Annotated in this window: 23 protein-coding genes and 1 other RNA gene; 10 read left to right on the forward strand and 14 right to left on the reverse strand. The window is 68.3% G+C overall.

Translation table 11 applies throughout. From position 1 onward, the window contains the following. Nucleotides 1-41 precede the first annotated feature (41 nt). The gene (gene rlmE, locus FEI13_RS00190) at nucleotides 42-722 is read right to left on the reverse strand and encodes a 23S rRNA (uridine(2552)-2'-O)-methyltransferase RlmE (RefSeq protein WP_138178658.1); all 681 of its coding nucleotides are present in this window, start codon (nucleotides 720-722) and stop codon (nucleotides 42-44) included. 192 nt (nucleotides 723-914) lie between these two features. Between rlmE and yhbY the strand changes: the two genes are divergently transcribed. Further along, on the forward strand, nucleotides 915-1241 hold the full coding sequence (gene yhbY, locus FEI13_RS00195; RefSeq protein WP_138178659.1) for a ribosome assembly RNA-binding protein YhbY: 327 nt from the start codon (nucleotides 915-917) through the stop codon (nucleotides 1239-1241). Nucleotides 1242-1366: 125 nt separating this feature from the next. Here the strand turns inward: yhbY and greA are convergent, their stop codons facing one another. The 4 genes from greA to dapB all read right to left on the reverse strand — a co-directional run bounded on the left by greA (nucleotide 1367) and on the right by dapB (nucleotide 7461). Beyond that, nucleotides 1367-1843 carry a transcription elongation factor GreA gene (greA, locus tag FEI13_RS00200; protein WP_138178660.1) on the reverse strand — a complete coding sequence of 159 codons (477 nt, stop codon included), beginning with the start codon at nucleotides 1841-1843 and terminating at the stop codon, nucleotides 1367-1369. After that, complete coding sequence (gene carB, locus FEI13_RS00205; RefSeq protein WP_138178661.1) at nucleotides 1840-5070, reverse strand: carbamoyl-phosphate synthase large subunit; 3231 nt, start codon at nucleotides 5068-5070, stop codon at nucleotides 1840-1842. Before carB ends, greA begins: the two co-directional genes overlap by 4 nt. Nucleotides 5071-5124: 54 nt before the next feature. Next, on the reverse strand, nucleotides 5125-6270 hold the full coding sequence (carA, locus tag FEI13_RS00210; RefSeq protein ID WP_138178662.1) for a glutamine-hydrolyzing carbamoyl-phosphate synthase small subunit: 1146 nt from the start codon (nucleotides 6268-6270) through the stop codon (nucleotides 5125-5127). Between the two features lie 387 nt (nucleotides 6271-6657). Then, nucleotides 6658-7461 (reverse strand): 4-hydroxy-tetrahydrodipicolinate reductase, encoded by an 804-nt coding sequence (gene dapB, locus FEI13_RS00215; RefSeq protein ID WP_138178663.1) that lies wholly within the window; start codon nucleotides 7459-7461, stop codon nucleotides 6658-6660. A gap of 123 nt (nucleotides 7462-7584) precedes the next feature. On the opposite strand from dapB, the gene FEI13_RS00220 reads away from it, so the two are divergent. Then, nucleotides 7585-9519 carry an MBL fold metallo-hydrolase gene (locus FEI13_RS00220; protein WP_204758326.1) on the forward strand — a complete coding sequence of 645 codons (1935 nt, stop codon included), beginning with the start codon at nucleotides 7585-7587 and terminating at the stop codon, nucleotides 9517-9519. On the opposite strand, the gene FEI13_RS00225 is transcribed toward FEI13_RS00220, so the two are convergent. Beyond that, nucleotides 9516-10421 (reverse strand): DMT family transporter, encoded by a 906-nt coding sequence (locus FEI13_RS00225; RefSeq protein WP_240036374.1) that lies wholly within the window; start codon nucleotides 10419-10421, stop codon nucleotides 9516-9518. The two genes, FEI13_RS00220 and FEI13_RS00225, sit on opposite strands and share 4 nt — an antisense overlap. After that, entirely contained in the window at nucleotides 10418-10696 is a 279-nt protein-coding gene (locus FEI13_RS00230; protein WP_138178664.1) for a DUF2218 domain-containing protein, read from the reverse strand. The genes FEI13_RS00225 and FEI13_RS00230 overlap by 4 nt, the downstream gene beginning before the upstream one ends. Before the next feature lie 195 nt (nucleotides 10697-10891). Here FEI13_RS00230 and corA point away from each other — a divergent pair, with 195 nt between their 5' ends. Beyond that, nucleotides 10892-11857 carry a magnesium/cobalt transporter CorA gene (corA, locus tag FEI13_RS00235; RefSeq protein WP_138178665.1) on the forward strand — a complete coding sequence of 322 codons (966 nt, stop codon included), beginning with the start codon at nucleotides 10892-10894 and terminating at the stop codon, nucleotides 11855-11857. Nucleotides 11858-11932: 75 nt separating this feature from the next. On the opposite strand, the gene dnaJ is transcribed toward corA, so the two are convergent. The 3 genes from dnaJ to grpE all read right to left on the reverse strand — a co-directional run bounded on the left by dnaJ (nucleotide 11933) and on the right by grpE (nucleotide 15844). Then, nucleotides 11933-13078 carry a molecular chaperone DnaJ gene (gene dnaJ / locus FEI13_RS00240; protein WP_138178666.1) on the reverse strand — a complete coding sequence of 382 codons (1146 nt, stop codon included), beginning with the start codon at nucleotides 13076-13078 and terminating at the stop codon, nucleotides 11933-11935. A 92-nt stretch (nucleotides 13079-13170) separates the two neighbouring features. Further along, on the reverse strand, nucleotides 13171-15099 hold the full coding sequence (gene dnaK / locus FEI13_RS00245; protein ID WP_138178667.1) for a molecular chaperone DnaK: 1929 nt from the start codon (nucleotides 15097-15099) through the stop codon (nucleotides 13171-13173). A 121-nt stretch (nucleotides 15100-15220) separates the two neighbouring features. Beyond that, nucleotides 15221-15844, reverse strand: coding sequence for a nucleotide exchange factor GrpE (grpE, locus tag FEI13_RS00250; protein WP_138178668.1), 624 nt, complete (start codon nucleotides 15842-15844; stop codon nucleotides 15221-15223). A gap of 236 nt (nucleotides 15845-16080) precedes the next feature. Here grpE and recN point away from each other — a divergent pair, with 236 nt between their 5' ends. Next, nucleotides 16081-17754: a DNA repair protein RecN gene (gene recN, locus FEI13_RS00255; RefSeq protein ID WP_138178669.1), complete on the forward strand. Its 1674-nt coding sequence runs from the start codon at nucleotides 16081-16083 to the stop codon at nucleotides 17752-17754. 115 nt (nucleotides 17755-17869) lie between these two features. Here the strand turns inward: recN and fur are convergent, their stop codons facing one another. Further along, entirely contained in the window at nucleotides 17870-18316 is a 447-nt protein-coding gene (gene fur / locus FEI13_RS00260; RefSeq protein WP_138178670.1) for a ferric iron uptake transcriptional regulator, read from the reverse strand. Between the two features lie 72 nt (nucleotides 18317-18388). Between fur and FEI13_RS00265 the strand changes: the two genes are divergently transcribed. Beyond that, complete coding sequence (locus tag FEI13_RS00265; RefSeq protein WP_138178671.1) at nucleotides 18389-18817, forward strand: outer membrane protein assembly factor BamE; 429 nt, start codon at nucleotides 18389-18391, stop codon at nucleotides 18815-18817. A 55-nt stretch (nucleotides 18818-18872) separates the two neighbouring features. On the opposite strand, the gene FEI13_RS00270 is transcribed toward FEI13_RS00265, so the two are convergent. Continuing rightward, nucleotides 18873-19187, reverse strand: a complete 315-nt coding sequence (locus FEI13_RS00270; protein ID WP_138178672.1) for an RnfH family protein — start codon at nucleotides 19185-19187, stop codon at nucleotides 18873-18875. Next, complete coding sequence (locus FEI13_RS00275; RefSeq protein ID WP_138178673.1) at nucleotides 19177-19611, reverse strand: type II toxin-antitoxin system RatA family toxin; 435 nt, start codon at nucleotides 19609-19611, stop codon at nucleotides 19177-19179. The genes FEI13_RS00270 and FEI13_RS00275 overlap by 11 nt, the downstream gene beginning before the upstream one ends. 129 nt (nucleotides 19612-19740) lie before the next feature. On the opposite strand from FEI13_RS00275, the gene smpB reads away from it, so the two are divergent. Beyond that, complete coding sequence (smpB, locus tag FEI13_RS00280) at nucleotides 19741-20232, forward strand: SsrA-binding protein SmpB (protein ID WP_138178674.1); 492 nt, start codon at nucleotides 19741-19743, stop codon at nucleotides 20230-20232. A gap of 40 nt (nucleotides 20233-20272) precedes the next feature. After that, nucleotides 20273-20652, forward strand: a transfer-messenger RNA (tmRNA) gene (ssrA, locus tag FEI13_RS00285). 87 nt (nucleotides 20653-20739) lie between these two features. Here the strand turns inward: ssrA and FEI13_RS00290 are convergent. Continuing rightward, entirely contained in the window at nucleotides 20740-21777 is a 1038-nt protein-coding gene (locus FEI13_RS00290) for a GlxA family transcriptional regulator (protein ID WP_138178675.1), read from the reverse strand. A gap of 102 nt (nucleotides 21778-21879) precedes the next feature. On the opposite strand from FEI13_RS00290, the gene tmpA reads away from it, so the two are divergent. Genes tmpA through FEI13_RS00305 form a run of 3 tightly spaced genes read left to right on the forward strand, consistent with a single transcriptional unit; the run spans nucleotide 21880 to nucleotide 25204 of the window. Continuing rightward, on the forward strand, nucleotides 21880-22998 hold the full coding sequence (gene tmpA, locus FEI13_RS00295; RefSeq protein ID WP_138178676.1) for a 2-trimethylaminoethylphosphonate dioxygenase: 1119 nt from the start codon (nucleotides 21880-21882) through the stop codon (nucleotides 22996-22998). Further along, entirely contained in the window at nucleotides 22995-23606 is a 612-nt protein-coding gene (locus FEI13_RS00300; RefSeq protein ID WP_138178677.1) for an HD domain-containing protein, read from the forward strand. The genes tmpA and FEI13_RS00300 overlap by 4 nt, the downstream gene beginning before the upstream one ends. Continuing rightward, entirely contained in the window at nucleotides 23603-25204 is a 1602-nt protein-coding gene (locus tag FEI13_RS00305) for a 5-guanidino-2-oxopentanoate decarboxylase (protein WP_138178678.1), read from the forward strand. The genes FEI13_RS00300 and FEI13_RS00305 overlap by 4 nt, the downstream gene beginning before the upstream one ends. Nucleotides 25205-25239 lie beyond the last annotated feature (35 nt).

Here is a 25239-nt window from a genome sequence, read left to right on the forward strand (position 1 = left end):
CCTATCGTGGCAGTGCCCCGTTTTGCCGCCGAGGCCATGCCTCAGCCGCGGAACCCCTCCGCCAGCAGGTAGACCTCACGAGAACGAGCCCGGGAGGCCTCCGGCTTGCGCGTCACCACCCGCTTGAAGCTGCCGCGCAGCTCCTTCAGGAACTCGTCGAATCCCTCGCCCTGGAAGACCTTGGCCAGGAAGGTGCCACCGGGTGACAGCGTCTGGCGCGCCAGATCCAACGCCAACTCCACCAGGTACATTGCCTGGGGCTGGTCGATGGCGGCCATCCCACTCATATTGGGGGCCATGTCCGACATCACAAGGTCTACCGGACGATTGCCGAGGGTTTCGAGGATCGCCTCGAGCACGTGCGCCTCGGTGAAATCGCCCTGCACGATGTCGACGTCGGCCAGGGCATCCATCTCGAGGATGTCCGAGGCGATCACCACGCCGCTCGATCCGACCTTCTCGGCGGCCACCTGGCTCCACCCGCCCGGGGCGGCGCCCAGGTCGATCACCGTCATGCCGGGGCGCAGGAGCCGGTCCTTCTCGTCCAGCGCCAGCAGCTTGTAGCTGGCCCGGCTGCGGTAGCCGTCCTGCCAGCTCTGCTGCACGAAGCGGTCGTCGAAGTGCTCCTTCATCCAGCCCTTGCTGGTCTTGCTGACGGAGGCCTTGCTGGCCGGCTTCTTGCCGGTAGCGCCCTTGGCGCGGGAAGCATGGGGACGTGCCACGGCATCACCTGTGAATGGCCATGAATGACAGGTAGTCGAGCGAAATCCGGGAAGACCCGAGGGAGGTGCGACGGGGTGCTGACCTGCGGACCCGGCCGATGGAGAAGCAGGCTTACCGGTAACGAGCTTTCGCCGCGGGGCGATTCACCGTACCATGTGCGCTGCGCGCCAACCGGGAAGAAGCAAGATACCATGAGCTTGTCACAGGCACAAAAGAAAGCATTTCGCAGCATCGGCCACCATCTCGACCCCGTGGTCACGGTCTCCGAGAACGGCGCCTCCGAAGGGGTGCTCGCCGAACTCGACCGAGCCCTGCGCGACCATGAGCTGGTCAAGGTCAAGCTCGCCCTGCCCGACCGCGACGACCGCGCGGCCATGCTCGACGAGCTGGTCACGGCGAGCGGCGCCGAACCGGTGCAGACGATCGGCAAGATGGCCCTGCTCTATCGCCACAACCCGCGGGTCAACCCGAAGCTCTCCAATATCACGCGCTTCGAGGAACACCACGGGCGGCGCTGACGCGCTTCGCGCGAGCCGTAAGCGTTAAGCCGTAAGCTGTAAGTCAAACCGAAACACCCCCGGGGTTCTGCCTCGGGGGTGTTTTCTTACAGCTTAAAGCTTATGGCTTACAGCTGCCCGAAGGGTTACAGATGCTCGACGCTTGAGATCTCGTACTCGACCTCGCCGCCGGGGGTCTTGACCACCACCACGTCGCCCTCCTCCTTGCCGATCAGGGCACGGGCGATCGGCGAGGTGACCGAGATGCGACGCGCCTTGATGTCGGCCTCGTCCTCGCCGACGATGCGGTAGGTCACCTCCTCGTCGTTATCGAGGTTGATCAGCCCCACGGTGACGCCGAAGATCACCTTGCCGGTCTGGGGCAGCTTGGTGACGTCGATCACCTGGGCGCTCGAGAGCTTGCCTTCGATCTCCTGGATACGCCCCTCGATGAAGCCCTGCTGCTCACGAGCCGCATGATACTCGGCGTTCTCCTTCAGGTCGCCGTGCTCGCGAGCCTCGGCGATGGCGGCGATCACCCGCGGACGCGCCTCGCCCTTCAGCTGCTCGAGCTCCTTGCGAAGCCGCTGCTCACCGGCGACGGTCATCGGGACCTTGTTCATTGCGTAGCTCCTGCATGCAGTTCCTGTAGCCGCCGCACGGTGATGGCATTGCCATACTCGAGCGCCATGCACACCGCATTGGCTCCTGCCAGGGTGGTGGCATAGGGTACCTTGCGAGCGAGTGCGGTGCGGCGGATCACCGAGGAGTCATTGATGGCCTGGCGGCCCTCGGTGGTGTTGACGATATAGGCGACCTCGTCGTTCTTGAGCAGATCGACGATATGCGGACGGCCCTCATAGACCTTGTTGACGATCTCCACCGGCAGGTCGGCGGCCTCGAGGGCCTCCGCCGTGCCACGGGTCGCGCACAGAGTGAACCCCAAGGTTACCAGAGAACGAGCCACCTCGATAACTCCCGCCTTGTCCGGGTCACGCACCGAGAGGAACGCCTTGCGCTCGCCCTCGAGCCGCGGGATCGCCTCGCCGGCGCCCAGCTGCGCCTTGTAGAAGGCCTCGGCGAAGGTGTCGCCACTGCCCATCACCTCGCCGGTGGACTTCATCTCCGGCGACAGGATCGGGTCGACGCCCGGGAACTTGTTGAACGGGAAGACCGCCTCCTTGACGCTGTAGAAGTGCGGCACGATCTCGCGCTCGAAGCCCTGCTCGGCCAGGGTCTGGCCGGCCATGCAGCGCGCGGCGATCTGGGCCAGGGAGGTGCCGATGCACTTGGAGACGAAGGGCACGGTGCGCGAGGCGCGCGGGTTGACCTCGATGACGTAGATCTCGCCGTCCTGCCAGGCCAGCTGGACGTTCATCAGCCCCTTGACGCCGAGCTCCACGGCCATCTGCTTGACCTGCTCACGCATCGCGTCCTGCACCTCGGCAGGCAGCGAATAGGGCGGCAGCGCACAGGCGGAGTCGCCGGAGTGAACGCCGGCCTGCTCGATGTGCTGCATGATGCCACCGATCACCACCTGGCTGCCGTCGCTGACCGCGTCGATGTCGATCTCGATGGCGGCATTGAGGAAGTGGTCGAGCAGCACCGGTGAGTCGTTGGAGACCTTGACCGCGTGGGTCATGTAGTTCTCCAGCTCCGAGGCGTCGTAGACGATCTCCATGGCCCGGCCGCCGAGCACGTAGCTGGGACGCACCACCAGCGGATAGCCGATCGCCTCGGCCTTGGCGAAGGCCTCGTCGAAGCTGCGCGCGGTGGCGTTGGGCGGCTGCTTGAGGCCCAGCTTGCCGATCATCTGCTGGAAGCGTTCACGGTCCTCGGCGCGGTCGATGGCGTCCGGGGTGGTGCCGATGATCGGCACGCCGGCGGCCTCGAGCTCGCGGGCCAGCTTGAGCGGGGTCTGGCCGCCGAACTGCACGATCACCCCGACGGGCTGCTCCTTGTCGGCGATCTCCAGCACGTCCTCCAGGGTCACCGGCTCGAAGTAGAGGCGGTCCGAGGTGTCGTAGTCGGTGGAGACGGTCTCCGGGTTGCAGTTGACCATGATGGTCTCATAGCCGTCGTCGTGCATGGCGAAGGCGGCGTGGACGCAGCAGTAGTCGAACTCGATGCCCTGGCCGATGCGGTTGGGCCCGCCGCCCAGCACCATGATCTTCTGCTTGTCGCTCACCTCGGCCTCGCACTCCTCCTCGTAGGTGGAGTACATGTAGGCGGTGTCGGAGGCGAACTCCGCGGCACAGGTGTCGACCCGCTTGTAGACCGGGCGGATGCCGGCCCGCTGTCGCGTGCGCCGGAACTCCTTCTCGGCGACGCCCAGCAGGCGCGCCAGGCGGGCGTCGCTGAAGCCCTTGCGCTTGAGGGCAAACAGCTCGCGGGGGGTGAACTCGGAGAGCGAGCGCGTGGCTACCTCGGCCTCGATCCGGATCAGCTCCTCGATCTGCACCAGGAACCAGCGATCGATGTTGGTCAGCGCAAAGACCTCCTCGACGCTCATCCCGGCACGCATGGCGTCGGCGACGAAGAAGATGCGCTCGGCACCGGCGGCCTGCAGCTCGCCCTTGATGTGCGCCATGGCCTCGGCGGTGAAGTGTGTGACCTTGGGGTCGAGGCCGTCGTTGCCGGTCTCCATGCCGCGCAACGCCTTGTGCAGCGACTCCTGGAAGGTCCGGCCGATGGCCATCACCTCGCCCACCGACTTCATCTGGGTGGTCAGGCGATCGTTGGCCTGGGGGAACTTCTCGAAGGTGAAGCGCGGGATCTTGGTGACGACATAGTCGATGGACGGCTCGAAGGAGGCCGGGGTGCGTCCACCGGTGATGTCGTTCTGCAGTTCGTCCAGGGTGTAGCCCACGGCCAGCTTGGCGGCGATCTTGGCGATCGGGAAGCCGGTCGCCTTGGAGGCCAGCGCCGAGGAGCGCGACACCCGCGGGTTCATCTCGATCACCACCATGCGCCCGGTGGCCGGATCCATGCCGAACTGGACGTTGGAGCCGCCGGTCTCGACGCCGATCTCGCGCAGCACCGCCAGGGAGGCGTCGCGCATGATCTGGTATTCCTTGTCGGTCAGCGTCTGGGCCGGGGCCACGGTGATGGAGTCGCCGGTGTGCACGCCCATCGGATCGAAGTTCTCGATGGCGCAGACGATGATGCAGTTGTCGTGCTTGTCGCGCACGACTTCCATCTCGTACTCCTTCCAGCCGAGCAGCGACTCGTCGATCAACAGCTCGTGGTTATTCGAGAGCTCGAAGCCGCGCTGACAGATCTCGTCGAACTCCTCCTTGTTGTAGGCCACGCCGCCGCCGGAGCCGCCCATGGTGTAGGAGGGACGAATGATGGTCGGGAAGCCCAGCTCGGCCTGGATCTCCCAGGCCTCCTGCATGCTGTGGGCCACCTTGGCCTTGGGGCACTCCAGGCCGATGTTCTTCATCGCCTTGTCGAAGAGGTCGCGATCCTCGGCCTTGTTGATGGCATCGGCGTTGGCGCCGATCATCTCCACGCCGTACTGGGTCAGTACGCCATGCTGGTCGAGCTCCAGGGCGCAGTTCAGCGCGGTCTGCCCGCCCATGGTGGGCAGGATCGCGTCCGGGCGCTCGGCCTCGATGATCTTCTCCACCGTCTGCCAGGTGATCGGCTCGATGTAGGTAGCATCGGCCATCGCCGGGTCGGTCATGATGGTGGCCGGGTTGGAGTTGACCAGGATGACCCGGTAGCCCTCCTCGCGCAGCGCCTTGCAGGCCTGGGCGCCGGAGTAGTCGAATTCGCAGGCCTGGCCGATGACGATGGGGCCAGCACCAATGATCAGGATGCTCTTGATGTCGGTACGCTTGGGCATGACGGTTTCCGCGGCTAATCGATGAATGACGGTCTGATGTAGGACGATTCGCGCCTAGCGGCGTGCCTTCATCATGGTGACGAAACGGTCGAACAGCGGCGACACGTCGCGCGGGCCGGGGCTCGCCTCGGGGTGGCCCTGGAAGCTGAAGGCCGGGCGGTCGGTGCGCTCGATGCCCTGCAGGGTGCCATCGAACAGCGAACGATGGGTGGCCCGCAGGGTGGCCGGCAGGCTCGCCTCGTCGGCGGCGAAGCCGTGGTTCTGGCTGGTGATCATCACCTGGCCGCCGTCGAGGTCCTGCACCGGGTGGTTGGCGCCGTGGTGGCCATGCCCCATCTTCACCGTGGCGGCGCCGCTGGCCAGCGCCAGCAGCTGGTGGCCCAGGCAGATGCCGAACAGCGGGATCTCGGTCTCGAGGAACGCCTCGATGGCCTTGATGGCGTAGTCGCAGGGCTCGGGGTCGCCGGGGCCGTTGGAGAGGAAGATGCCGTCCGGGGCCATGGCCAGCACCTCATCGGCCGGGGTCTGGGCCGGCACCACGGTCAGCCGGCAGCCGCGGGAGGCCAGCATGCGCAGGATGTTGCGCTTGGCGCCGAAGTCGTAGGCGACCACGTGGTAGGGGCGCTGCGCGGCCCCCGCATCGGCGTAGCCCTGGCCCAGGGCCCACTCGCCCTCGTTCCAGTCGTGGGGCGACTGGCAGGAGACCACCTTGGCCAGGTCCATTCCCTTGAGACCGGGGAAGGCCCGAGCCGCGGCCAGGGCGCGCTCGACGGCATCGTCGCCCTCGGCCTCGCTGCCTGCCAGGATGGCGCCGTTCTGGGCGCCCTTGTCGCGCAGGATGCGGGTCAGGCGGCGGGTATCGATGTCGGCGATGCCCAGCACGTTCTCGCCCTTGAGGTAGTCGGAGAGCGACTGTTCGGAGCGGAAGCTGCTGGCCAGCAGCGGCAGGTCACGGATCACCAGGCCCGCCGCGGCGATGCTGCCGGACTCGACGTCCTCGGCGTTGACGCCGGTGTTGCCGATATGGGGGTAAGTGAGGGTGACGATCTGTCGGGTATAGGAGGGGTCGGTCAGGATTTCCTGGTAGCCGGTCATGGCCGTATTGAACACCACCTCACCGCTGGTTTGTCCATCGGCACCGATGGCCGTGCCGTGGAATACACTGCCGTCTTCCAGGGCCAGTATCGCGGGTTTGTTCAATGCTAGGTCCTCCCAAGTGTTAACCGCTCGTCAAGGAATGCCGTTCGCCGGGCCGCAAAAAAGCGGGACGAACCCGATGGCTAGACCGGTTTCATCCCGCTTGTTGTCATTCGCTCGGAATGCCTGGGCCGAAGCAACAAGCGCTATGAGGGGGCTTTCGCCCGTGCGCCCGGCCAAAATTTTGGGGATATTACAGGAAATGGGGCTCGGCGACTACCCCCGGATAACCGAGAGGCCAGTGATGCTCGGGACTCGTTCGGCGACAGGCTTACGGGGAGGCGCTGTGAACCCATCCCTGGGCGCTACCGATGCCATCCATGGCATAGGACCTCCCCTTCGGCCTGTCCCCGACGTCCCTCACCGCATGCAATTCTGCTCGCCTTGGGATTAAAGGCCCAGCACGTCCTGCATGGCATAGCGGCCGTTGCCCTGCTCGGCGACCCAGCGCGCCGCGCGCACCGCGCCCTTGGCGAAGGTCATGCGGCTACTGGCCTTGTGGGTGATCTCGATGCGCTCGCCCTCGGTGGCGAACATCACGGTGTGCTCGCCGACGATGTCGCCGGCGCGCACGGTGGCGAAGCCGATCTCCTTGTCGGTACGCGGCCCGCACTGGCCGACCCGCTCGAACACGCCGTACTCCTTGAGCGGGCGCTCCAGGGCGTCGGCCATCACCTCGCCCATCTTGAGCGCGGTGCCGGAGGGGGCGTCGACCTTGTGGCGATGGTGGGACTCGATCACCTCGATGTCGTAGCCCTCGTCGCCCAGCGCCCTGGCCGCGGTCTCCAGCAGCTTGAGCGTCAGGTTGACCCCGACGCTCATGTTCGGCGCGAAGACCATCGGCACCCGCTCGCCGAAGCCATCGAGCTCGGCGAGCTCGTCGTCATCGAGGCCGGTGGTGCCGATGACGATGCGCTTGCCGTGCTCGGCACAGAAGGCCAGGTTGGCCAGCGTGACGCGTGGCGCGGTGAAGTCGATCAGCACGTCGAAGTCGTCGACGATGGTGCCGAGGCTGTCCGCCGCCGTCACGCCCAGCTTGCCGATGCCGGCGAGCTCGCCGATATCGGTGCCGACGAGCGAACTGCCCGGCTCGACGATCCCGCCGGCCAGGGTGGCTTCGGCGTCCTGCTGCACGGCGTTGACCAAGGTGCGGCCCATGCGGCCGGCGACACCGACGATGGCGATACGGGTCATGCGGACTCCTGCGAATGCGATGGCTGCGATAAGGACAGCAGTATACCAGAGGGGGCCCGCACCGGGTGGCCGCCCCGCGGCACTCCCCCCACACTGGGCATATCGATGCCGAGGGCCGTCACCATGCCTGCACCGAGCGAGCCCCTTCCCGCGGACCACCCCCTGCTGGCCCTGCTGCAGCGCCATGAGCGCGTGCTGGTGGCCGGCGCGCCGGGCAGCGGCAAGAGCACCCTGGTGCGTGCCGCCGCGGCGGCGCTGGCCCACCGGCACCAGGCGTGTCACTGCCTGAGCGCCGATCCGGGACTGCCCGCCATCGGGCCGCCCGGCGCAGCCTGCCTGGGCCGCTGGCAGGCCGGAGACTGGCGGCTCGAGGCCATCGCCGCCCTGGCCACCCTAGATGCCGCCCGCTTCCGGCTGCCGCTGGTGCAGGCGGTGCGACGCCTGGCCGAGCAGGCAGCCGCCGGGGCGCTGCTGCTGGATGCCCCGGGGGTGGTGCGCGGCACCGCCGGGGCCGAGCTGCTGCCGGCACTGGCGGAGGCCGCAGGCGTCGGCGCCCTGCTGTTGCTGGCAGCGGAAGACACCCCCTTCCCGCTCCAGGAGGAGTGTCGCGCCCTGGGCCTGGAGGCCGTCACCCTGGCACCGGAGCCGCATGCCCGCCATCCCGGAAAGCGCCGACGCCGCCAGCGTCGCAGCGATGACTGGGACGCCTGGCTGGCGTCGGCCCGCGAGACTGTGCTCGCGCTGCCCAGACTGGCCCTGACCGGCAACGCCCCGCCGCGCAGCGCCCCCGAGGCCTGGACAGGGCGCCAGGTCGGGCTGCTCGACACGCGGGGCGACACCCTGGGGCTGGGCGAGATCCTGGCGCTGGACGGTGACCGGCTGCGGATTCGCACGCCCAGGCTTGTCGGCAGGCCCCATGCCCTGGTGGTTCGCGATGCCGGTCGCGGGCGGGACGGCCAGCTGGGCACCGCCCGCCCTCACGCCTCCACCCCCGGAACGCCTGCGCCGAACGACATCCCCGTGCCCCTGGAAAGCCGCGACGGCCCGTGCCCCCGGGCCGACCTCGGCACCGTCACCGCGACCCTGGTCAACGGCGTCTTCGGCGACCCGCTGCTGCACCTTCGGCTGCGCCACCAGTCGCGCAGCCTGCTGTTCGACCTGGGCGACCCCGGCCGCCTGCCGGCGCGCCTCGCCCACCAGGTCAGCGACGTCTTCATCAGCCATGCCCACTTCGACCACATCGGCGGCTTCATGTGGCTTCTGCGCTCGCGCATCGGCCAGTACCCACCCTGCCGGCTCTATGGCCCACCGGGGCTAGCGGAGCACCTACAGGGGCTGGTGGGCGGCATTCTCTGGGATCGGGTCGGCGAGAAGGCGCCCCGCTTCGAGGTCGGCGAACTGCATGGCGAGCGCCTCTTACGCTGGGAGATCGTCGCCGGCGAGGCGCGCCCCACGCCCCTGCCCGAATGCCCGGCCCCCGGCGGCCTGCTGCACGAGGAGCTCGGCTTTCGCGTGCGGGCCACGACGCTCGACCACGGCACGCCGGTGCTGGCCTTTGCCCTGGAGCCCGACCGGCAGGTCGCGGTGCGCAAGGAGCGACTGGAGGCCCATGGCTGGCCGCCGGGCCCCTGGCTCGGCACGCTCAAGCATCACGTCCTGGCGGGCGAGGGAGAGGCCCGGATCCGGCTGCCGGACGGCACCACCCGGACCGCAGCCCGACTGGCGGCGCTGCTGTTGATGACCCAGCCGGGGGAGCGGCTGGTCTATGCCACCGACCTGGGCGACACCGCGGAGAACCGCCGGCGCCTGGTCACCCTGGCGCGGAGCGCCCGGGTGCTCTTCTGCGAGGCCCCCTTCCTCGAGGCAGAGGCAGAGCAGGCCCAACGCACCGGCCACCTGACCGCCCGGGCCTGCGGCGAGATCGCCGCGGCAGCCGGGGTGGCGCGCCTGGTGCCCTTCCACTTCTCGCGGCGCCATATCACCGACACCCGCCGCCTTCACGACGAGATCCGCCTCGCCTTTACCGGCGAGCCTGCGGGCGATGGCGACACCGGCTAGCCGGCCGCGCGGCCGCGGCGCATCAGCAGCGCGATCGCCACGATCACCAGCAGGCTGCCCGGCAGCCAGGCCCAGTCGATGCGCCCCGGGTCGCGGACGAACAGCAGCAGCATCGAGACGAAGGGCACCAGGTAGCTGTAGGCGGTGACCGCCCCCGGCGTCAGCACCGCGGTGGCGCGCTGCAGGAGCCAGAAGGTCAGGGCGCTGGAGAAGAGGCCCAGATAGATCAGCAGCAGCAGGTCGCGGCCGGTCATGGTGGCCAGGCGCGCCACCGGCTCGACAACAAGCCCCGCCAGCCCGACCAGCAGGGCGCCGAGCCCCAGGCTCCAGAAGGTGCGCACCGCCGCCGAGGCCGGCAGGCGCCCCGTCGCCAGCCCCCATTTACTGAGCACCGGATAGAGCGCCGTGGAGAGGCACCCCAGGAAGAATACGGCCTCGCCGATGCCGAACCGCAGGCGACCGCCCTGCCCCATGGACTCGGCGATGGCCAGTCCCAGGGCGCCCGCCGCGCCGAGCGCCAGGATCGCCGGCAGCCGCCAGCTCAGCCGCTCGACCCCGAAGCCCGCGCCGAGCAGGAAGGCCAGCAGCGGCACCGTCACGAACAGGGTGGCCATGGAGAGCGCCGTGGCATGATGCGCCGCCCAGAACATGGCGCCGAAGAAGCCGGCCAGGCAGAGCCCCATCAGGGCGTAGAGCGGCAGGGCCCGCCCGTCGGGCAGGAAATCCGGCGAACACCGGGCCAGCCACCACAGCCCCATGCAGGCGATGAGAAAGCGCAGCGCGGTCAGCGACAGCGGCGGCAGCTCGCTCATCACCCCCACCGCGGGGAACGAGAGCCCCACCAGCGCCGCCCACAGCAGCATGCCGAGGTGGGCGGCACGGGCCGAGAGCGTGCCGGTCAATTTTCCCAGACGATGTCCAGGGTGACGCCAGCGAGCCCCTCGAGGGCGGCATTCACCTTGCCCTCCAGGCGATCCAGGCTTTCGTCATCCAGGGTCTCGACGGCCACGCTCAGGTGTTCCGGCCGCGCCTCGAGCAGGCAGCTTCCCTCGTCGAACCTCACCCGCACCTGGGTCTCCTGCCGGTCGATCGGCTGGGTGTCGACCCACTCCTGGCACAGCCGCTCGATCAGCCCCTTGGCATCCTCGGCGGGAATATCGGCACGTGAAATCGGCATGGGGGGACTCCGTGTTCCTTGGACATGTCCCTGCAGACTATGACGCCAGCCCCCGCCAACGCCACCCCGCCGTGACGCGGTCGCGCTCCCCGTCGCCCGTCCCGTCTCATCCGACCCGACCGACGGGGCCGAACCACCGCCCGCAGGCACTATGCTGTGGCACAAGGCATCACCATGAAGCGGGAGGGTTCGGCAATGATTATCAACTGCGTGGCCTACGAGAAGGGACATCGCCTGCGCGATATCGCGATCGAGGAGATCGGCGATACCCTGGGGCAGCCGGATCGCTTCGTGTGGGTGGCCCTGCACGAACCCGACGAGGCGGAGATGGCCCGCTTCCAGGCGATCTTCGGCCTCCACGAGCTGGCCGTGGAAGACGCCCTGAACGGGGGCCAGCGGCCCAAGCTCGAGGAGTATGGCGAGGCGCTGTTCGTGACCATGCACATGGTCACCCTGCGCGACGAGCAGCTGGAGACCGGCCAGGTGGCGGTGTTCGCCGGCCCCGGCTACGTGCTCTCGGTGCGCCACCATCCGGGCCGCGGCTTCGCCGAGGTGCGCCGGCGCTGCGAGCACGAACCGAAACTGCTCAAACACGGCCCAGCCTTCGTGATCTACGCCCTGATGGACACCATCGTCGACCGCTACTTCCCGGTGGTCGAGGCCCTGCAGGCCGAACTCGAGAGCGTCGAGGACCAGATCTTCGTCAAGGGCACGGCGCGCCAGAGCCTGGAGCGGCTCTATCAGCTCAAGCGCCAGACCATGCGGCTCAAGCACGCCGCCATGCCCCTGGGTGAGGCGGCGAGCCACATGTTCGGCGGCCGAGTGCCGGCACTGTGTCGCAAGACGCGGGAGTACTTTCGCGACGTCTACGATCACCTGAGCCGCATCGAGGCGGCGGTGGATACCCTGCGCGAGATGACCATCACCGCGATCCAGGTGAACCTCTCGATGGTGGCCATCGACGAGGGCGAGGTGCACAAGCGACTCGCGGCCTGGGCCGCCATCTTCGCGGTGGCCACCATCCTCGCCGGCATCTGGGGCATGAACTTCGCCCACATGCCGGAGCTCGACTGGCGCCTGGGCTACCCCCTGGCCCTGCTGGTGATGGGTGGCGCCTGCGGCGTGCTCTACCGACGCTTCCGGCGAGCGGGATGGCTGTAGCGACCGGGGCCATATACGACGAGGCCCCGCCTCCTTGCGGAGCGCGGGGCCTCGTCGTTGCCTACGGGACGGCCCTTAGGGCTTCATGTCCTCGAAGAACTTCTTCACGCCGTCGAAGAAGCTCGACTTCTTCGGCGAGTGATGGTGCCCGTGGCTGCCGCCCAGGCTGTCCTGGAAGGCGCGCAGCAGGTCCTTCTGCTCCTCGCTGAGCTTGACCGGGGTCTCGACCACCACCTTGCACAGCAGGTCGCCGGGGGGGCCACCGCGCACCGGCTTGACGCCCCTGCCGCGCAGGCGGAACAGCTTGCCGGTCTGGGTCTCGGGCGGAATCTTCAGCTTGACCCGACCGTCCAGGGTCGGCACCTCGAGCTCACCGCCGAGGGCGGCGTCGACGAAGTTGATCGGCACCTCGCACTGCAGGTGACGGCCGTCGCGCTGGAAGATGTGGTGCGGCTTGATTGCCACCTGGACGTAGAGGTCCCCGGGCGGCCCGCCGTTGACGCCGGCCTCGCCCTCGCCGTTCAAGCGAATGCGATCGCCGGTATCCACGCCGGCCGGAATCTTCACCGACAGGGTGCGGGTCTCGCGCACCCGGCCCTCGCCATGGCACTTGTGGCACGGCACCTTGATGTGCTGGCCGCTGCCGTGACAGGTCGGGCAGGTCTGCTGCACGGCGAAGAAGCCCTGCTGCATGCGCACCTGCCCCATGCCGTTGCAGGTCGGACAGGTCTCCTTGCTCGAGCCCGGCTCGGCACCGCCGCCGTCGCAGCGCTCGCACTCGATATGGCGCGGCACGCGGATATCCACGCTGGTGCCGGCCACGGCGTCCTCGAGGTCGAGCTCGAGGTTGTAGCGAAGGTCGCTGCCGCGCTGCGGGGCGTTGGGGTGGCGACGACCGCCGCCCCCGCCGAAGATGTCGCCGAAGACATCGCCGAAGATGTCGCTGAAGCCGCCGGCACCGGCCCCGGCACCACCGAAGCCACCGCCGGCCTGGCCGTCCACCCCGGCATGGCCGAACTGGTCGTAGGCCGCGCGCTTCTCGCCGTCGCTCAGGACCTCATAGGCCTCCGAGACCTCGCGAAACTTCTCGGCTGCAGAGTCATCATCCGGATTGCGGTCCGGATGGAATTTCTGGGCGAGGCGTCGGTAGGCCTTCTTGATGTCCTTCTGGTCGGCACCGCGCTCGAGGCCCAGTACTTCGTAATAGTCACGCTTGGACATGAGTCTGTCCGCCTCCGTAGGGACTCTGCGGAAACACCAACGCGGGAGTCAGGCCCCCGCGCTGGCATCATCCGTCAAACAGATGTCGTGGTTTACTGCTTTTTCTGGTCGTCGTTGACTTCTTCGTACTCGGCGTCGACCACGTCATCTTCCTGCTTGGCGGCGGCCTCGTCGGCCTCACCGGCCTGCTGCGCGGCCTCACCCTGCTCGGCGTACATCTTCTGCGCCAGGGTGCCGGAGGCCTCGGTCAGCTTGTCGAGCTTGGCCTGGATGTCCTCCTGGTCGTCGCCCTTGATCGCCTCTTCCAGCTCGGATGCGGCAGTCTCGATGGCCTGCTTCTCCTCGTCGCTGGCCTTGTCGCCGGCTTCTTCGAGGGTCTTGCGGGCGGCATGGATCATGCCGTCGGCCTGGTTGCGCAGCTGGACCAGCTCCTCGAACTTCTTGTCCTCGTCGGCGTGGGCCTCGGCGTCCTGGACCATCTGCTCGACTTCTTCCTCGGACAGGCCGCTGGAGGCCTTGATCACGATGGACTGCTCCTTGCCGGTGGCCTTGTCCTTGGCGGACACGTTGAGGATGCCGTTGGCGTCCAGGTCGAAGGCGACCTCGATCTGCGGTACGCCGCGCGGCGCCGGCGGAATGTCGGCCAGGTCGAAGCGACCGAGCGACTTGTTGCCGCTGGACTGCTTGCGCTCCCCCTGCAGCACGTGAATGGTCACGGCCGTCTGGTTGTCATCCGCGGTCGAGAAGGTCTGGGTCTTCTTGGTCGGGATGGTGGTGTTCTTCTCGATCAGCGGCGTCATCACGCCACCCAGGGTCTCGATGCCCAGCGTCAGCGGGGTCACGTCGAGCAGCAGCACGTCCTTGACGTCACCGCCCAACACGCCGCCCTGGATCGCCGCACCCACGGCCACGGCCTCGTCCGGGTTGACGTCCTTGCGGGCGTCCTTGCCGAAGAACTCGGCCACGGACTTCTGCACCATGGGCATGCGGGTCTGGCCGCCGACCAGGATGACGTCATCCACTTCGGAGGCCGAGATGCCGGCATCCTTGAGGGCGGTCTTGCACGGCTCCATGGAGCGCTTGACCAGATCCTCGACCAGCGATTCGAGCTTGGCGCGGGTCACCTTGACGTTAAGGTGCTTGGGACCGGTGTTATCGGCCGTGATGTACGGCAGGTTGACATCGGTCTGCTGCGCGCTGGAAAGCTCGATCTTGGCCTTCTCGGCGGCTTCCTTGAGGCGCTGCATGGCCAGGTTGTCGCCGGACAGGTCGATGCCGCTGTCGGCCTTGAACTGATCGACCAGGTAGTTGATCAGCTTCATGTCGAAGTCTTCGCCGCCCAGGAAGGTGTCGCCGTTGGTGGCCAGCACCTCGAACTGGGTCTCGCCGTCGACGTCGGCCACTTCGATGATGGAGATATCGAAGGTGCCGCCACCCAGGTCATAGACCGCGATGGTCTTGTCGCCACGCGCCTTGTCCATGCCGTAGGCCAGCGCGGCCGCGGTCGGCTCGTTGATGATGCGCTTGACCTCGAGGCCGGCGATGCGACCCGCGTCCTTGGTGGCCTGACGCTGGGAGTCGTTGAAGTAGGCCGGCACGGTGATCACCGCCTCGGTCACTTCCTCGCCCAGGTAGTCCTCGGCGGTCTTCTTCATCTTCTTCAGGACTTCAGCGCTGACCTGCGGGGGCGCCAGCTTCTTGTCCTTGACCTGCACCCAGGCGTCGCCGTTGTCGGCTTCGGTGATGGTGTAGGGGACCATCTTGACGTCCTTCTGGACGACATCGTCCTTGAAGCGACGACCGATCAAGCGCTTGATGGCATACAGGGTGTTGTGGGGGTTGGTGACCGCCTGGCGCTTGGCCGCCTGGCCCACCAGCGTCTCACCGTCGTCGGTGTAGGCGATGATGGACGGCGTGGTCCGCGCGCCTTCGGCATTCTCGATCACCTTGGCCTGGTCACCGTCGAGCACGGCGACGCAAGAGTTGGTGGTCCCCAGGTCAATACCGATGATGCGTCCCATAGGAAATCCTCAAACTGGCAGTTGAATTCGTGATCTGCGGCTTTCGCCGCGGGGTTGCCGTCTATCTGGGGGCCCTCGAAACCTTTTCAAGACCCGAGGGCCGCTTTTCTATGGCTCGGTGTCAGCCGGCGGCCTGGCTGACGACCACCATGGCCGGACGGACCAGGCGCCCGTTGAGCAGGTAGCCCTTCTGCATAACGTCCATCACGGTGTTGGGCTCCATCTCGGGGTTGGGCACCATGGCCATGGCCTCGTGGAACTGCGGGTCGAAGGGCTCGCCGTGGGGCTCCACTACCTCGACGCCGAACTTGGCCAGCACGTCGTGCTGCATCTTGAGCGTCATGGAGACGCCCTCGATGTGCGCCTCGCTGGCCTCGTCGCCCATGGACTCGAGCGCCTTCTCGAGACTGTCGATCACCGGCAGCAGCTCCTTGACGAACTTCTCCAGGGCGAACTTGCGGGCCTTCTCGGCCTCCTGCTCGGCGCGCCGACGCACGTTCTGTGCCTCGGCGGCCGCCCGCATGGCCTGGTCCTTGGCCTCGGCGACGCTCTGCTCGAGCTCCTCGACACGCGCCGCCAGTACTTCGGCTTCGGGGTTGTCGGCGGCCTCGGCCTCGGTGGCGGCCTGATCGGCGCCCTCGATGGCGTCCTCCAGCTCACCCTCCACGGTCTCGGCCTGCGGCTCGGCTTCCCGCTCTTCGCGAGCGAGTTCGTCGTCCAGCGGGGTCTGAGAGTCTTTGGCCATGTGGGGTCTCCTGAATGGCAATCAGCGGCCAGGGGCCGCTGGCAAGGCATGAATGATGGCGTGAACGATGATCTGCGGGGTATATGGGGCTGGCCGCGGTGAACTCAAGGCGTCGTCGCGAGACGAATTCGCGGGTGCATTGTGGAGAATGCTCGACTACTGTATAAAAGCACAATACTTGTATGGATAGACAGTAGTTCTAGAACAGCACGATCAGACAGGCCCCGGGAGGCACCATGCTGACAGAGCTTGCCATTCGCGACTTCGCCATCGTCGACCACCTCGAACTGGATCTGGCCGGCGGTATGACCGCCATCACCGGCGAGACAGGGGCTGGCAAGTCCATCCTGCTCGGCGCCCTGGGGCTCTGCCTGGGCGAGCGCGCCGACAGCGCCAGCGTGCGCCACGGCAGCGAACGCGCGGACCTCAGTGCGCGCTTCGACCTCAAGGCCCTGCCCGCGGCGCGCGCCTGGCTCGAGTCCCGCGAGCTCCCCACCGACGACTGCCTACTACGTCGCGTGGTGACGCGCAGCGGTCGCTCCAAGGCCTGGATCAACGGCCAGCCGGCCACGGTGGCCGACCTGCGCGCCCTGGGCGAGTACCTCATCGAGATCCACGGCCAGCACGCCCATCAGGCGCTGCTGAACGAGGAGACCCACCTGCGCCTGCTCGACGACTTCGCCGGCCATCGCGAACGGGTGGCCGAGATGCGCCGGGCTTTCCGCGAGTGGCAGGCCAGTCGCCGGCGCCTCGAGCGCCTGGCCGAGGATGGCGATGAGATTCGCGCCCGCCGCCAGCTGCTACGCTATCAGGTGGAGGAGCTCGAGGCCCTGGCCCTGGCCGATGGCGAGCTCAAGGGGCTCGGGGAGGAGCAGGAGGAGCTGGCCCACGCCGAGGAGCGCCTGCGCGAGGCGCAGTTCGCCGCCGAGTGCTGCGACGGCGACGAGACCGGTGCGCTGACGCGACTCAATCAGGCGATCCAGCATCTCTCGGAGCTGCCGGGCAGCGACCGCGGCAGCCTGGCCGACACGCTCACCATGCTCGCCGAGGCGCGCATCCAGATCGAGGAGGCGGGCCGGGAGCTCGGCCACTTCGCCGCCGGCGTCGAGCTGGACCCGGAGCGGCTGGCCTGGGTGGAGGAGCGCCTGGGCGAGGTGCACCGCATCGCCCGCAAGCACCACGTGCTGCCGGAGGAGCTGGTCGCCCTGCACCGGCGCCTGGCTGAGGAGCTCGAGGGCCTGGAGGGCGGCGACGGCGACCTCGAGACACTGGCCGCCGAGGTGGAGGCACAGAATGCGCGCTGGCACGAGCAGGCCACGGCGGTCTCCAAGGCGCGCCGCCAGGCCGCCCGCCGCTTCGGCCGGGCCGTGCAGGAGCAGCTGGCTTTCCTGGCCATGGACAAGGCCACCTTCGAGGTCGAACTCGCCACCCGGGAGACCCCGGCCCTCGAGGGGCTGGAGGGCGCGCGCATGCTGATCAGCGCCAACCCCGGCCAGCCGGCGCGCCCGCTGGCCAAGGTGGCCTCGGGTGGGGAACTCTCGCGCATCAGCCTGGCGATCCAGGTGGTGGCGGCCCAGCACTCGACCATCGCCAGCCTAGTCTTCGACGAAGTGGACGTGGGGGTCTCCGGGGCCACCGCCGAGATCGTCGGCCAGCTGCTGCGCCGGCTGGGCGAGAACGGCCAGGTGATGACCGTGACTCACCTGCCCCAGGTGGCCGCCCAGGCCCACCATCACCTGCACATCGAGAAGCAGGCCGCGAAGGCCTCCACCCTGACCCGCATGGCCCTGCTCGACGAGGCCGGCCGGGTCGGCGAGCTGGCGCGCATGCTCGGCGGCGTGAACCTCTCCGACCGCACCCTGGCCCACGCCCGGGAGATGCTCGACGCCAGCCAGCGCGCCCACCACTGAGCCCGCCGAACGCGGCTCGCTCTTCAAGGGTTGCCCCAACGCAGCGCGGCCCCGATCCTTGGATCGGGGCCGCGCTGCGTTGGGGTGAGTCGCCGTTCGGGTGATCCCGTCGGCGCTACTTCTTCTGGATGCCTTCCTGGCGAGTCGCCCGGGAGCCCCGCGGCCTCACGTAGAGCACCAGGGCATGATCGACGAGCTCAAAGCCGTGCTCCTCGGCGATCTCCTGCTGGCGCCGCTCGATGGTCTCATCGAAGAACTCGACGATCTCACCGCTCTCCAGGCACACCATGTGGTCGTGGTGCTCCTCCTGGGAGAGCTCGAAGACGGCGTGGCCGCCATCAAAGTTATGGCGGATCACCAAGCCGGCGGTCTCGAACTGGGTCAGCACGCGATAGACGGTGGCCAGGCCCACGTCCTCGCCCGTGTCCAGTAGGGTCTTGTACACATCCTCGGCGCTCAGATGATGCTTTTCGGAGGCGCTCTCGAGAATCTGCAGGATCTTGACGCGCGGCAGGGTCACTTTGAGACCGGCCTTGCGCAATTCATGGTTCTGGTCGGCCATGGTCGCTCTTCGCAGTATCGGGTAGGGTCGGTTATGATCGACCGAATCCACGATAGTGAAGAACAGGCGCAAATGCAAAAGCTGACAAGAATCGTCACCCTTTCCGTCGCCCTGCTGATGATCAGCGGCTGCAGTTACTTCGGGGTTTACAAGCGCGACCTGCCCCAGGGCAACCTGGTGACCGAGGGCATGGCCGAACAGCTGCGGCCGGGCATGAGCCGCCAGCAGGTCGTCGACCTGATGGGTAGCCCGCTGCTCGAGGCGCCCTTCGATGCCCGCCAGTGGGACTATGTCTACCGCCTCGACGAGGCCTACGGCGGCGTCGAGCAGCGGCGCATCACCCTGACCTTCGACGGCGAGCGCGTCGTGAACATCGAGCGGGAGGGCGATTTCTCGACGGCACCGCCCATCGGCGACGAGCGCGGCATCGGGCCCGACAGCGAAGTCGCCGCAGACGATCAGGACGCGTCGATCGACAACCTCACGCCGGACCGCCCCTGAGCCAACCCGCGAGCCTGTCCCCGACGCCCCGCACCGGCCCCCGCCGGACGGGGCGTCAGCGCGTCTTGGCCGCGGCGCGCTCGGCGCGCACCGCTTTGGGATCGATCTTGAGCGGCCGATAGACCTCAACGCGATCCCCCGCCTTCAGGCGCTGCGCAGCAGGGTCGCGCAGCCGCTTGCCGAAGAGCCCCAGGTCGGCATCGCGGAAGCTCGCCGCCGGAAGCTCGGGAAACCGCGCCTCCAGCCCCGCCATCGCGACCGCCTGACGCGCCGTGGTGCCCTCGCTCACGTTGAGCACCACGATGCACTGCCGCTCGGGCAGGGCGAAGACCACCTCGACCTCGATCGTATCCGGCGCCCTAGCGGCCATAGAGGCTGTCCGCGCGGCGGGTGAAGGAGTCCACCAGCTGCCCGGCGACCTGCTGGAAGAGCTTGCCGAAGGCCATCCCCAGCAGACGGTTGGCGAACTCGAACTCCAGCTCGAGGCTGATCTTGCAGGCCCCCTCGCCCATCGGCATGAACAGCCAGCGGCCGCGCAGGCGCTTGAAGGGGCCGCTGACCAGCGACATCTCGATGCGCTCGGGTTCGATCAGGTCGTTGCGGGTGGTGAAGCTCTGCTCGATGCCGGCACGACCCAGGGTCATCTCGCCGATCAGGTGCGCGTCGTCACGCTCGAGCAGACGGGCATTCCGGCATCCCGGGAGGAATTCCGGGTAGCGCTCGAAGTCGTTGACCAGGTCGAACATGTCCTGGGGGGTGTGCCGCACCATGGCGGACCGATTGACCGTTGGCATTGAGCTCTCCGCTGACTTCACAGTGCCCAGGGCGTATCATGAGCGGTTATTTCAGGCCTTGAATGGTACCACGCTTCCCCCCACATCGAAGGGGCAGGCGCCACCGGCAGATACAGGACACGAGGTTTCATGGCCAACAAGAAAGGCAAGAGCAAGGGTCCCGGCGGCAACGTCATCGCCCAGAACAAGAAGGCACGCTTCGAATATCATATCGACGAGACCTTCGAGGCGGGTCTGGTGCTGGCCGGCTGGGAGGTGAAGAGCCTACGCGCCGGCAAGGCGCAGCTCACCGACACCTATATCCTGATTAAGAACGGCGAGGCCTGGCTGCTGGGCAGCCACATCACGCCGCTCAACACCGCCAGCACCCACGAGATCGCGGATCCGACGCGCACCCGCAAGCTGCTGATGCATCGTAAGGAGATCGCCAAGATCTTCTCGCGAACCCAGGAGAAGGGGCACACCTGCGTGCCGCTCAAGCTCTACTGGAAGAACAACCGGGTGAAGTGCGAACTGGCGCTGGTGACCGGCAAGAAGCTGCACGACAAGCGCGCCACCGAGAAGGACCGCGACTGGCAGCGGCAGAAAGGGCGCATCATGCGTGAACAAACCAAGGCCTGAGGTGTCACAGAACTGCACATCCTGTTAGGATACGTGCGACGGGGGCGACACGGTTTCGACGCCGGTGACAATCCCTGAGGTGCATGCCGAGAGCGTGATGTATCTCGTAAATCCAACATCACGACTAAATAGTCGCAAACGACGACAACTACGCTCAGGGCGCGCTGGCAGCTTAAACGCCGCTAGCTTCTAGCCCGGCCCGAAGGCAATGTGCCCATTCATTGCTGACGGGATATGAGCCAAGACTGATGGGATCGCGATAGGTGGTGTCCTCTCGCCTGTCGTTAAACCTTAGAGGAATCGCGTTGCTGGATCCTGGTCGTCGGAGCCAGTGGCGTTAAATCAAATGACGAAACTAAGCATGTAGAGCCAATGGGTGAGTGCCGGCGGACGCGGGTTCAATTCCCGCCGCCTCCACCAAACAGTCGACGAATCAAGCGCCTACGGGCGCTTTTTTCGTTTCTGTCTGCCTCTCGCAGACGCCCCCGCCCGACGCCTCGCCCACCGTTAGACGGCCACCCCACCCTCGCGCCCCGACTCGACGCTGCTGCCGCGTTCGGCGGTGACGCTGGGCGCTTCCTCGAAGCGGCGGCGATAGGCGCGAGTGAAGTGCGCCGGCTGGGTGAAGCCGGTGGCCAGGGCCGCCTCGGTCACCAGGCAGCGGCTATCGGCCAACAGCTGACGCGCCCGGTCTAGGCGCATGCCCAGATAGCACTGACGGGGCGTCTCGCCGAAGTGACGCTGGAAGAGCCGTGTCAGCTGGCGCTGGGATTGCCCCGCCAGCCGACACACCTCGGGGATCGGCAGCGCCTGGGCCAGGTTGGCCTCCATCACCGCCAGCGCCCGCACCGCGCTGCGCGGCAACTCCCCGTAGCGCTGGCGCTTTCCGCCGCCCTCGCCGCGACCCCGCTCGTGTACCAGCTGGCGGCCCACGGCGTCGGCCAGGGCCGGCCCGTAGGCGCGCTCGATCCACTCCAGCATCATGTCGATGCTCGCCGCACCGCCGGACCCGGTCATCCGCGTGGCATCGAATTCATAGCGCGCCGGGCTGATCTCAAGCTCCGGAAACTCGAGCCGGAAGGCCGGCACGCTCTCCCAGTGCAACGCCACCCCACACCCCTCCAGCACCCCCGCCCGGGCCAGGATGAAGGGCGCTGTGTCGAGTCCGCCCAGCCAGCCACCGTGGGCGGCAATGCGTCGCAGCACGGCCCGGTCCTGGAAGCGCACCGTCGCCTCCGCCTCATAGGAGGAGACGACCATCAGCCGCGCGCTGTCCTCCAGCGACTCCAGAGCGCCGTCCACGTCGATGCGCACGCCGTTGCTGGCCACCACCGCCTCCCCGTCCGCCGAGAGCAGCCGCCAGGCGAAGAGATCGCGGCCGAAACGGTTGGCCACGCGCAGCGGCTCCAGCAAGCAGAACAGGGTCAGCATCGAGAAGCGCGGCACCAGCCACACGTCGAGGGTGTATTCAGCCTGCTCCGGGGTGAGCAGGGGCGGGGAATCGGGGCGCGGATAGGGCCACGCGCTGTCGGGAGCCTCAATCATGGCTAATAGAGTCAAGTCTGAGGCCAATTTAATCAAGTGATGGTCGTCGCAGGCGGTTATGGTGGAACGCGACCCCGAAGCATAGTCCGTGGAGACGCCGCCATGACACACGTCACATCCCTGGCCAAAAACCGACGCCTGGTCATCGACCACCACGGCCGGACCCGCGCATTCGCCGCCCTCTGGCTGCGTGAACGCAGTCCCGATGCCGAGACCCTGGACCCGCGCACCGGCCAGCGCCTGATCGAGGCCGCCGAGCTGCCGCTCACGCTCGCCATCGAGTCGGCCGACGTTCGCGACGGCGAGCTTTCCCTGCGTTTCAGCGACGGCCATTGCGGCCTCTTCGCCCTCAAAGCGCTCTTCGACGACGCGCCGAGCGACCCGCCCCAGCGGCTCTGGGCCGCCGCCAGCGCCCCGCGCCCCGAGGCCGACTTCGCCGCCGCAGTGGAAGACGATGCGGCCCTGCTGGCGATGCTCGAGGCGCTGCATCGCGACGGCTTCGTGCTGGTTTCCGGCGTGCCCACCGAGGAGCACGGCATGCAGCCGCTGATCGATCGCATCGGCCCGCTGCGGCGCACCAACTGGGGCGGCATCGCCGACGTCAAGTCGGTGGCCAACGCCTACGACCTGACCATGACCCAGCGCGGCCTGGAGCCGCATACGGACAACCCCTATCGGGACCCCATCCCCGGCTATATCTGGCTGCACTGCCTGACCAACGCCGCCGACGGCGGCGACAGCACCCTGGCCGACGGCTTCATGGCGGCACGGCTGCTGCGCGAGCGCGACCCGGCGGCCTACGACTGCCTGACCCGGGTCACCCCGGGCTTCCACTACCAGGATGACACCACCCACCTCGAGGGCGAGGGGCCGCTGATCGAGCTGGACAGCCAGGGCGAGCCGGTCCGGGTGCGCTACTCCAACCGCACCGAGCGCGTGCCGGCCCTGCCCCCCGAGGAGCTGGAGGCCTACTACGCCGCGCGCACGGCCTTCTATCGGCTGATCACCGGCGAGGAGCTGACCCTGCACCTCAAGCTCGACCCGGGCCAGATGCTGATCATGGACAACTATCGCCTGCTGCACGGTCGCAGCGCCTTCCAGCTGGCCGGTGGCGTGCGCCACCTGCGCCAGGGCTACGTCGACCGCGACAGCACCGCCAGCCGCCGCCGCGTGCTGCGCCGCCAGGCCACCCCCGCCCCGACCGCAGGAGAGCCCGCATGAACCAGGCCACCTTCCGCCACTTCGGCGAGGCCCGCCGCGACGACTGGGCGCTGATCGACGCCCGCTTTCGCGACTACGTCGCCGACGCCCCGCGCCGGGTGCTGGCCCACCTGCACACCCTGGCCGGCGACACCCACGGCTATCCGTTGGATCGCTACCAGCACAGCCTGCAGACCGCGACCCGGGCGCTGCGCGACGGCGCCGACGAGGAGATGGTCGTCTGCGCGCTGCTCCACGACATCGGCGACGACCTGGCCCCGGCCAATCATGCCGAGATCGCCGCGGCGATCCTCGAGCCCTTCGTCGACCCGCTCAACGCCTGGATGATTCGCCACCACGAGCTCTTCCAGGGCTACCACTACCGCCACTTCTTCGGTCAGGACCCCCACGCACGGGAGCAGTTCCGCGACCACCCGGCCTTTGACCGCACCGTGCGCTTCTGCGACGACTGGGACCAGGCGAGCTTCGACCCCGACTACGACACCCTGCCCCTGGCGCACTTCGTGCCCATGGTGGAGCGGGTGCTGGGATGCCCGGTGCGCGGCGGACTGCCGGACCTGGTGGAAGAACCGGTGGAAGAGCCGGTGGACGAGGAGGCAACGCCATGAGCCAGACCTGTGCCCACCAGCTGCTGCGCCTGCTGGAAGCCTACGGCGTCGACACCGCCTTCGGCATCCCCGGGGTGCACACCATCGAGCTCTACCGCGAGCTGAGCGAGAGCCGCCTGCGCCACATGACCCCGCGCCACGAGCAGGGCGCCGGCTTCATGGCCGACGGCTATGCCCGCGCCAGCGGCCGCCCGGCGGCCTGCTTCATCATCTCCGGCCCCGGCATGACCAACATCGCCACCGCCATGGGTCAGGCGCTGGCCGACTCGGTGCCGATGCTGGTGATCTCCAGCGTCAACCGCCGCCCGACCCTGGGCCGCGGCCAGGGGCGCCTGCACGAGCTGCCGAGCCAGCAGCAGACCCTGGCCGGCGTCAGCGTCTTCAGCCACACCCTGCACGACCCCGAGGCGCTGCCGGAATTCCTGGCCCGGGCCTTCGCGATCTTCCGCGGCGCCCGGCCGGGCCCGGTGCACCTCGAGATCCCCATCGACCTCTTCGATGCCGAGATCCCCGCGCTGGCGCCGCGCCCCATCGAGGTGTTTCCCCCGGCGCCGGCCCCCGCGGCCACCGCCCGGGCCGCCGAGTGGCTGGCGGGGGCCGAGCGCCCGCTGCTGCTGCTCGGCGGCGGCTGCGCCAGCGCTCCCGAGGCCGCTCGCGCCCTGGCCGAGCGCCTCGATGCCCCGACCCTGACCACCATCAACGCCAAGGGCGTGCTCGGCCTGGATCACCCGCTGGACCTGGGCGCCACCGCCAGCCTGCCCGGCGCCCGGCGGCTGGCCGCCGAGGCCGACGTGGTGCTGGCGATCGGCACCGAGCTCGGCGAGACCGACTACGACCTGGTCTTCGACGAGGGCTTCCGCCTCGACGGCCGGCTGATCCGCGTCGACATCGATCCCCAGCAGCTGGGCCGCAATCAGGCGACCGACCTGGCGCTGGTCGCCGACGCCGGCGAGACCCTCGAGGCGCTGTCGGCACGGCTGCCCGAGCCCGGCGAGCACGACGGCCAGGCCCGCACCGCCGCCGTGCGCCGCGAGCTCGCCCTCGCCGAGGACCCGGAGCTCGCGCCCTACGTGCCGCTCTTCGCCACCCTTCGCGAGGCACTGCCCGACGCCGTGGTGGTCGGCGACTCCACCGGCCCCGTCTATGCCGGCAACTTCCTGGCCGCCATGCCGGCCCCGCGGCGCTGGTTCAACGCCGCCACCGGCTACGGCACCCTCGGCTACGGGCTGCCCGCCGCCCTGGGCGCCGCCCTGGCCCAGCCGGAGCTGCCGGTGGTGGCGCTGGTCGGCGACGGCGGCCTGCAGTTCGTGCTCGGCGAGCTGGGCACCGCCCGCGACCTGGGCCGGCCGCTGGCGATCGTGGTCTGGAACAACGACGGCTACGACGAGATCCGCCGCTACATGTCGGCAAGCGACGTGCAGCACGTAGGCGTCGACCTGGCCGCCCCGTCATTCCGGGACCTGGCCTCGGCCTACGCCTGCCGCTATGCCCGCGTGGGCGACCCGGCGGGCCTGCACGAGGCCCTGGGCCGGCTCGGCGGGGCCGACTCGCCGCTGATCATCGAGGTGGAGGCCGCCGCCTGGGCCGCATCGGTATGACGCCGCCCACGGCCCGGCACTGACTTCCGGCCGGC

It is taken from the genome of Halomonas urmiana (assembly GCF_005780185.1).
In the GTDB taxonomy this organism is placed as follows: Bacteria; Pseudomonadota; Gammaproteobacteria; order Pseudomonadales; family Halomonadaceae; genus Halomonas; species Halomonas urmiana.

Excerpts from the sequence above, each read along its gene's own strand:
- tmpA (WP_138178676.1), top strand. The coding sequence starts at position 21,880 with ATGACACACGTCACATCCCTGGCCAAAAACCGACGCCTGGTCATCGAC.
- FEI13_RS00230 (WP_138178664.1), bottom strand. The coding sequence starts at position 10,696 with ATGCCGATTTCACGTGCCGATATTCCCGCCGAGGATGCCAAGGGGCTG.
- dnaJ (WP_138178666.1), bottom strand. The coding sequence starts at position 13,078 with ATGTCCAAGCGTGACTATTACGAAGTACTGGGCCTCGAGCGCGGTGCC.
- smpB (WP_138178674.1), top strand. The coding sequence starts at position 19,741 with ATGGCCAACAAGAAAGGCAAGAGCAAGGGTCCCGGCGGCAACGTCATC.
- carB (WP_138178661.1), bottom strand. The coding sequence starts at position 5,070 with ATGCCCAAGCGTACCGACATCAAGAGCATCCTGATCATTGGTGCTGGC.
- dapB (WP_138178663.1), bottom strand. The coding sequence starts at position 7,461 with ATGACCCGTATCGCCATCGTCGGTGTCGCCGGCCGCATGGGCCGCACC.
- dnaK (WP_138178667.1), bottom strand. The coding sequence starts at position 15,099 with ATGGGACGCATCATCGGTATTGACCTGGGGACCACCAACTCTTGCGTC.
- fur (WP_138178670.1), bottom strand. The coding sequence starts at position 18,316 with ATGGCCGACCAGAACCATGAATTGCGCAAGGCCGGTCTCAAAGTGACC.
- greA (WP_138178660.1), bottom strand. The coding sequence starts at position 1,843 with ATGAACAAGGTCCCGATGACCGTCGCCGGTGAGCAGCGGCTTCGCAAG.
- FEI13_RS00305 (WP_138178678.1), top strand. The coding sequence starts at position 23,603 with ATGAGCCAGACCTGTGCCCACCAGCTGCTGCGCCTGCTGGAAGCCTAC.
- recN (WP_138178669.1), top strand. The coding sequence starts at position 16,081 with ATGCTGACAGAGCTTGCCATTCGCGACTTCGCCATCGTCGACCACCTC.
- FEI13_RS00265 (WP_138178671.1), top strand. The coding sequence starts at position 18,389 with ATGCAAAAGCTGACAAGAATCGTCACCCTTTCCGTCGCCCTGCTGATG.
- yhbY (WP_138178659.1), top strand. The coding sequence starts at position 915 with ATGAGCTTGTCACAGGCACAAAAGAAAGCATTTCGCAGCATCGGCCAC.
- grpE (WP_138178668.1), bottom strand. The coding sequence starts at position 15,844 with ATGGCCAAAGACTCTCAGACCCCGCTGGACGACGAACTCGCTCGCGAA.
- FEI13_RS00220 (WP_204758326.1), top strand. The coding sequence starts at position 7,585 with ATGCCTGCACCGAGCGAGCCCCTTCCCGCGGACCACCCCCTGCTGGCC.
- FEI13_RS00290 (WP_138178675.1), bottom strand. The coding sequence starts at position 21,777 with ATGATTGAGGCTCCCGACAGCGCGTGGCCCTATCCGCGCCCCGATTCC.
- FEI13_RS00275 (WP_138178673.1), bottom strand. The coding sequence starts at position 19,611 with ATGCCAACGGTCAATCGGTCCGCCATGGTGCGGCACACCCCCCAGGAC.
- FEI13_RS00300 (WP_138178677.1), top strand. The coding sequence starts at position 22,995 with ATGAACCAGGCCACCTTCCGCCACTTCGGCGAGGCCCGCCGCGACGAC.
- FEI13_RS00270 (WP_138178672.1), bottom strand. The coding sequence starts at position 19,187 with ATGGCCGCTAGGGCGCCGGATACGATCGAGGTCGAGGTGGTCTTCGCC.
- corA (WP_138178665.1), top strand. The coding sequence starts at position 10,892 with ATGATTATCAACTGCGTGGCCTACGAGAAGGGACATCGCCTGCGCGAT.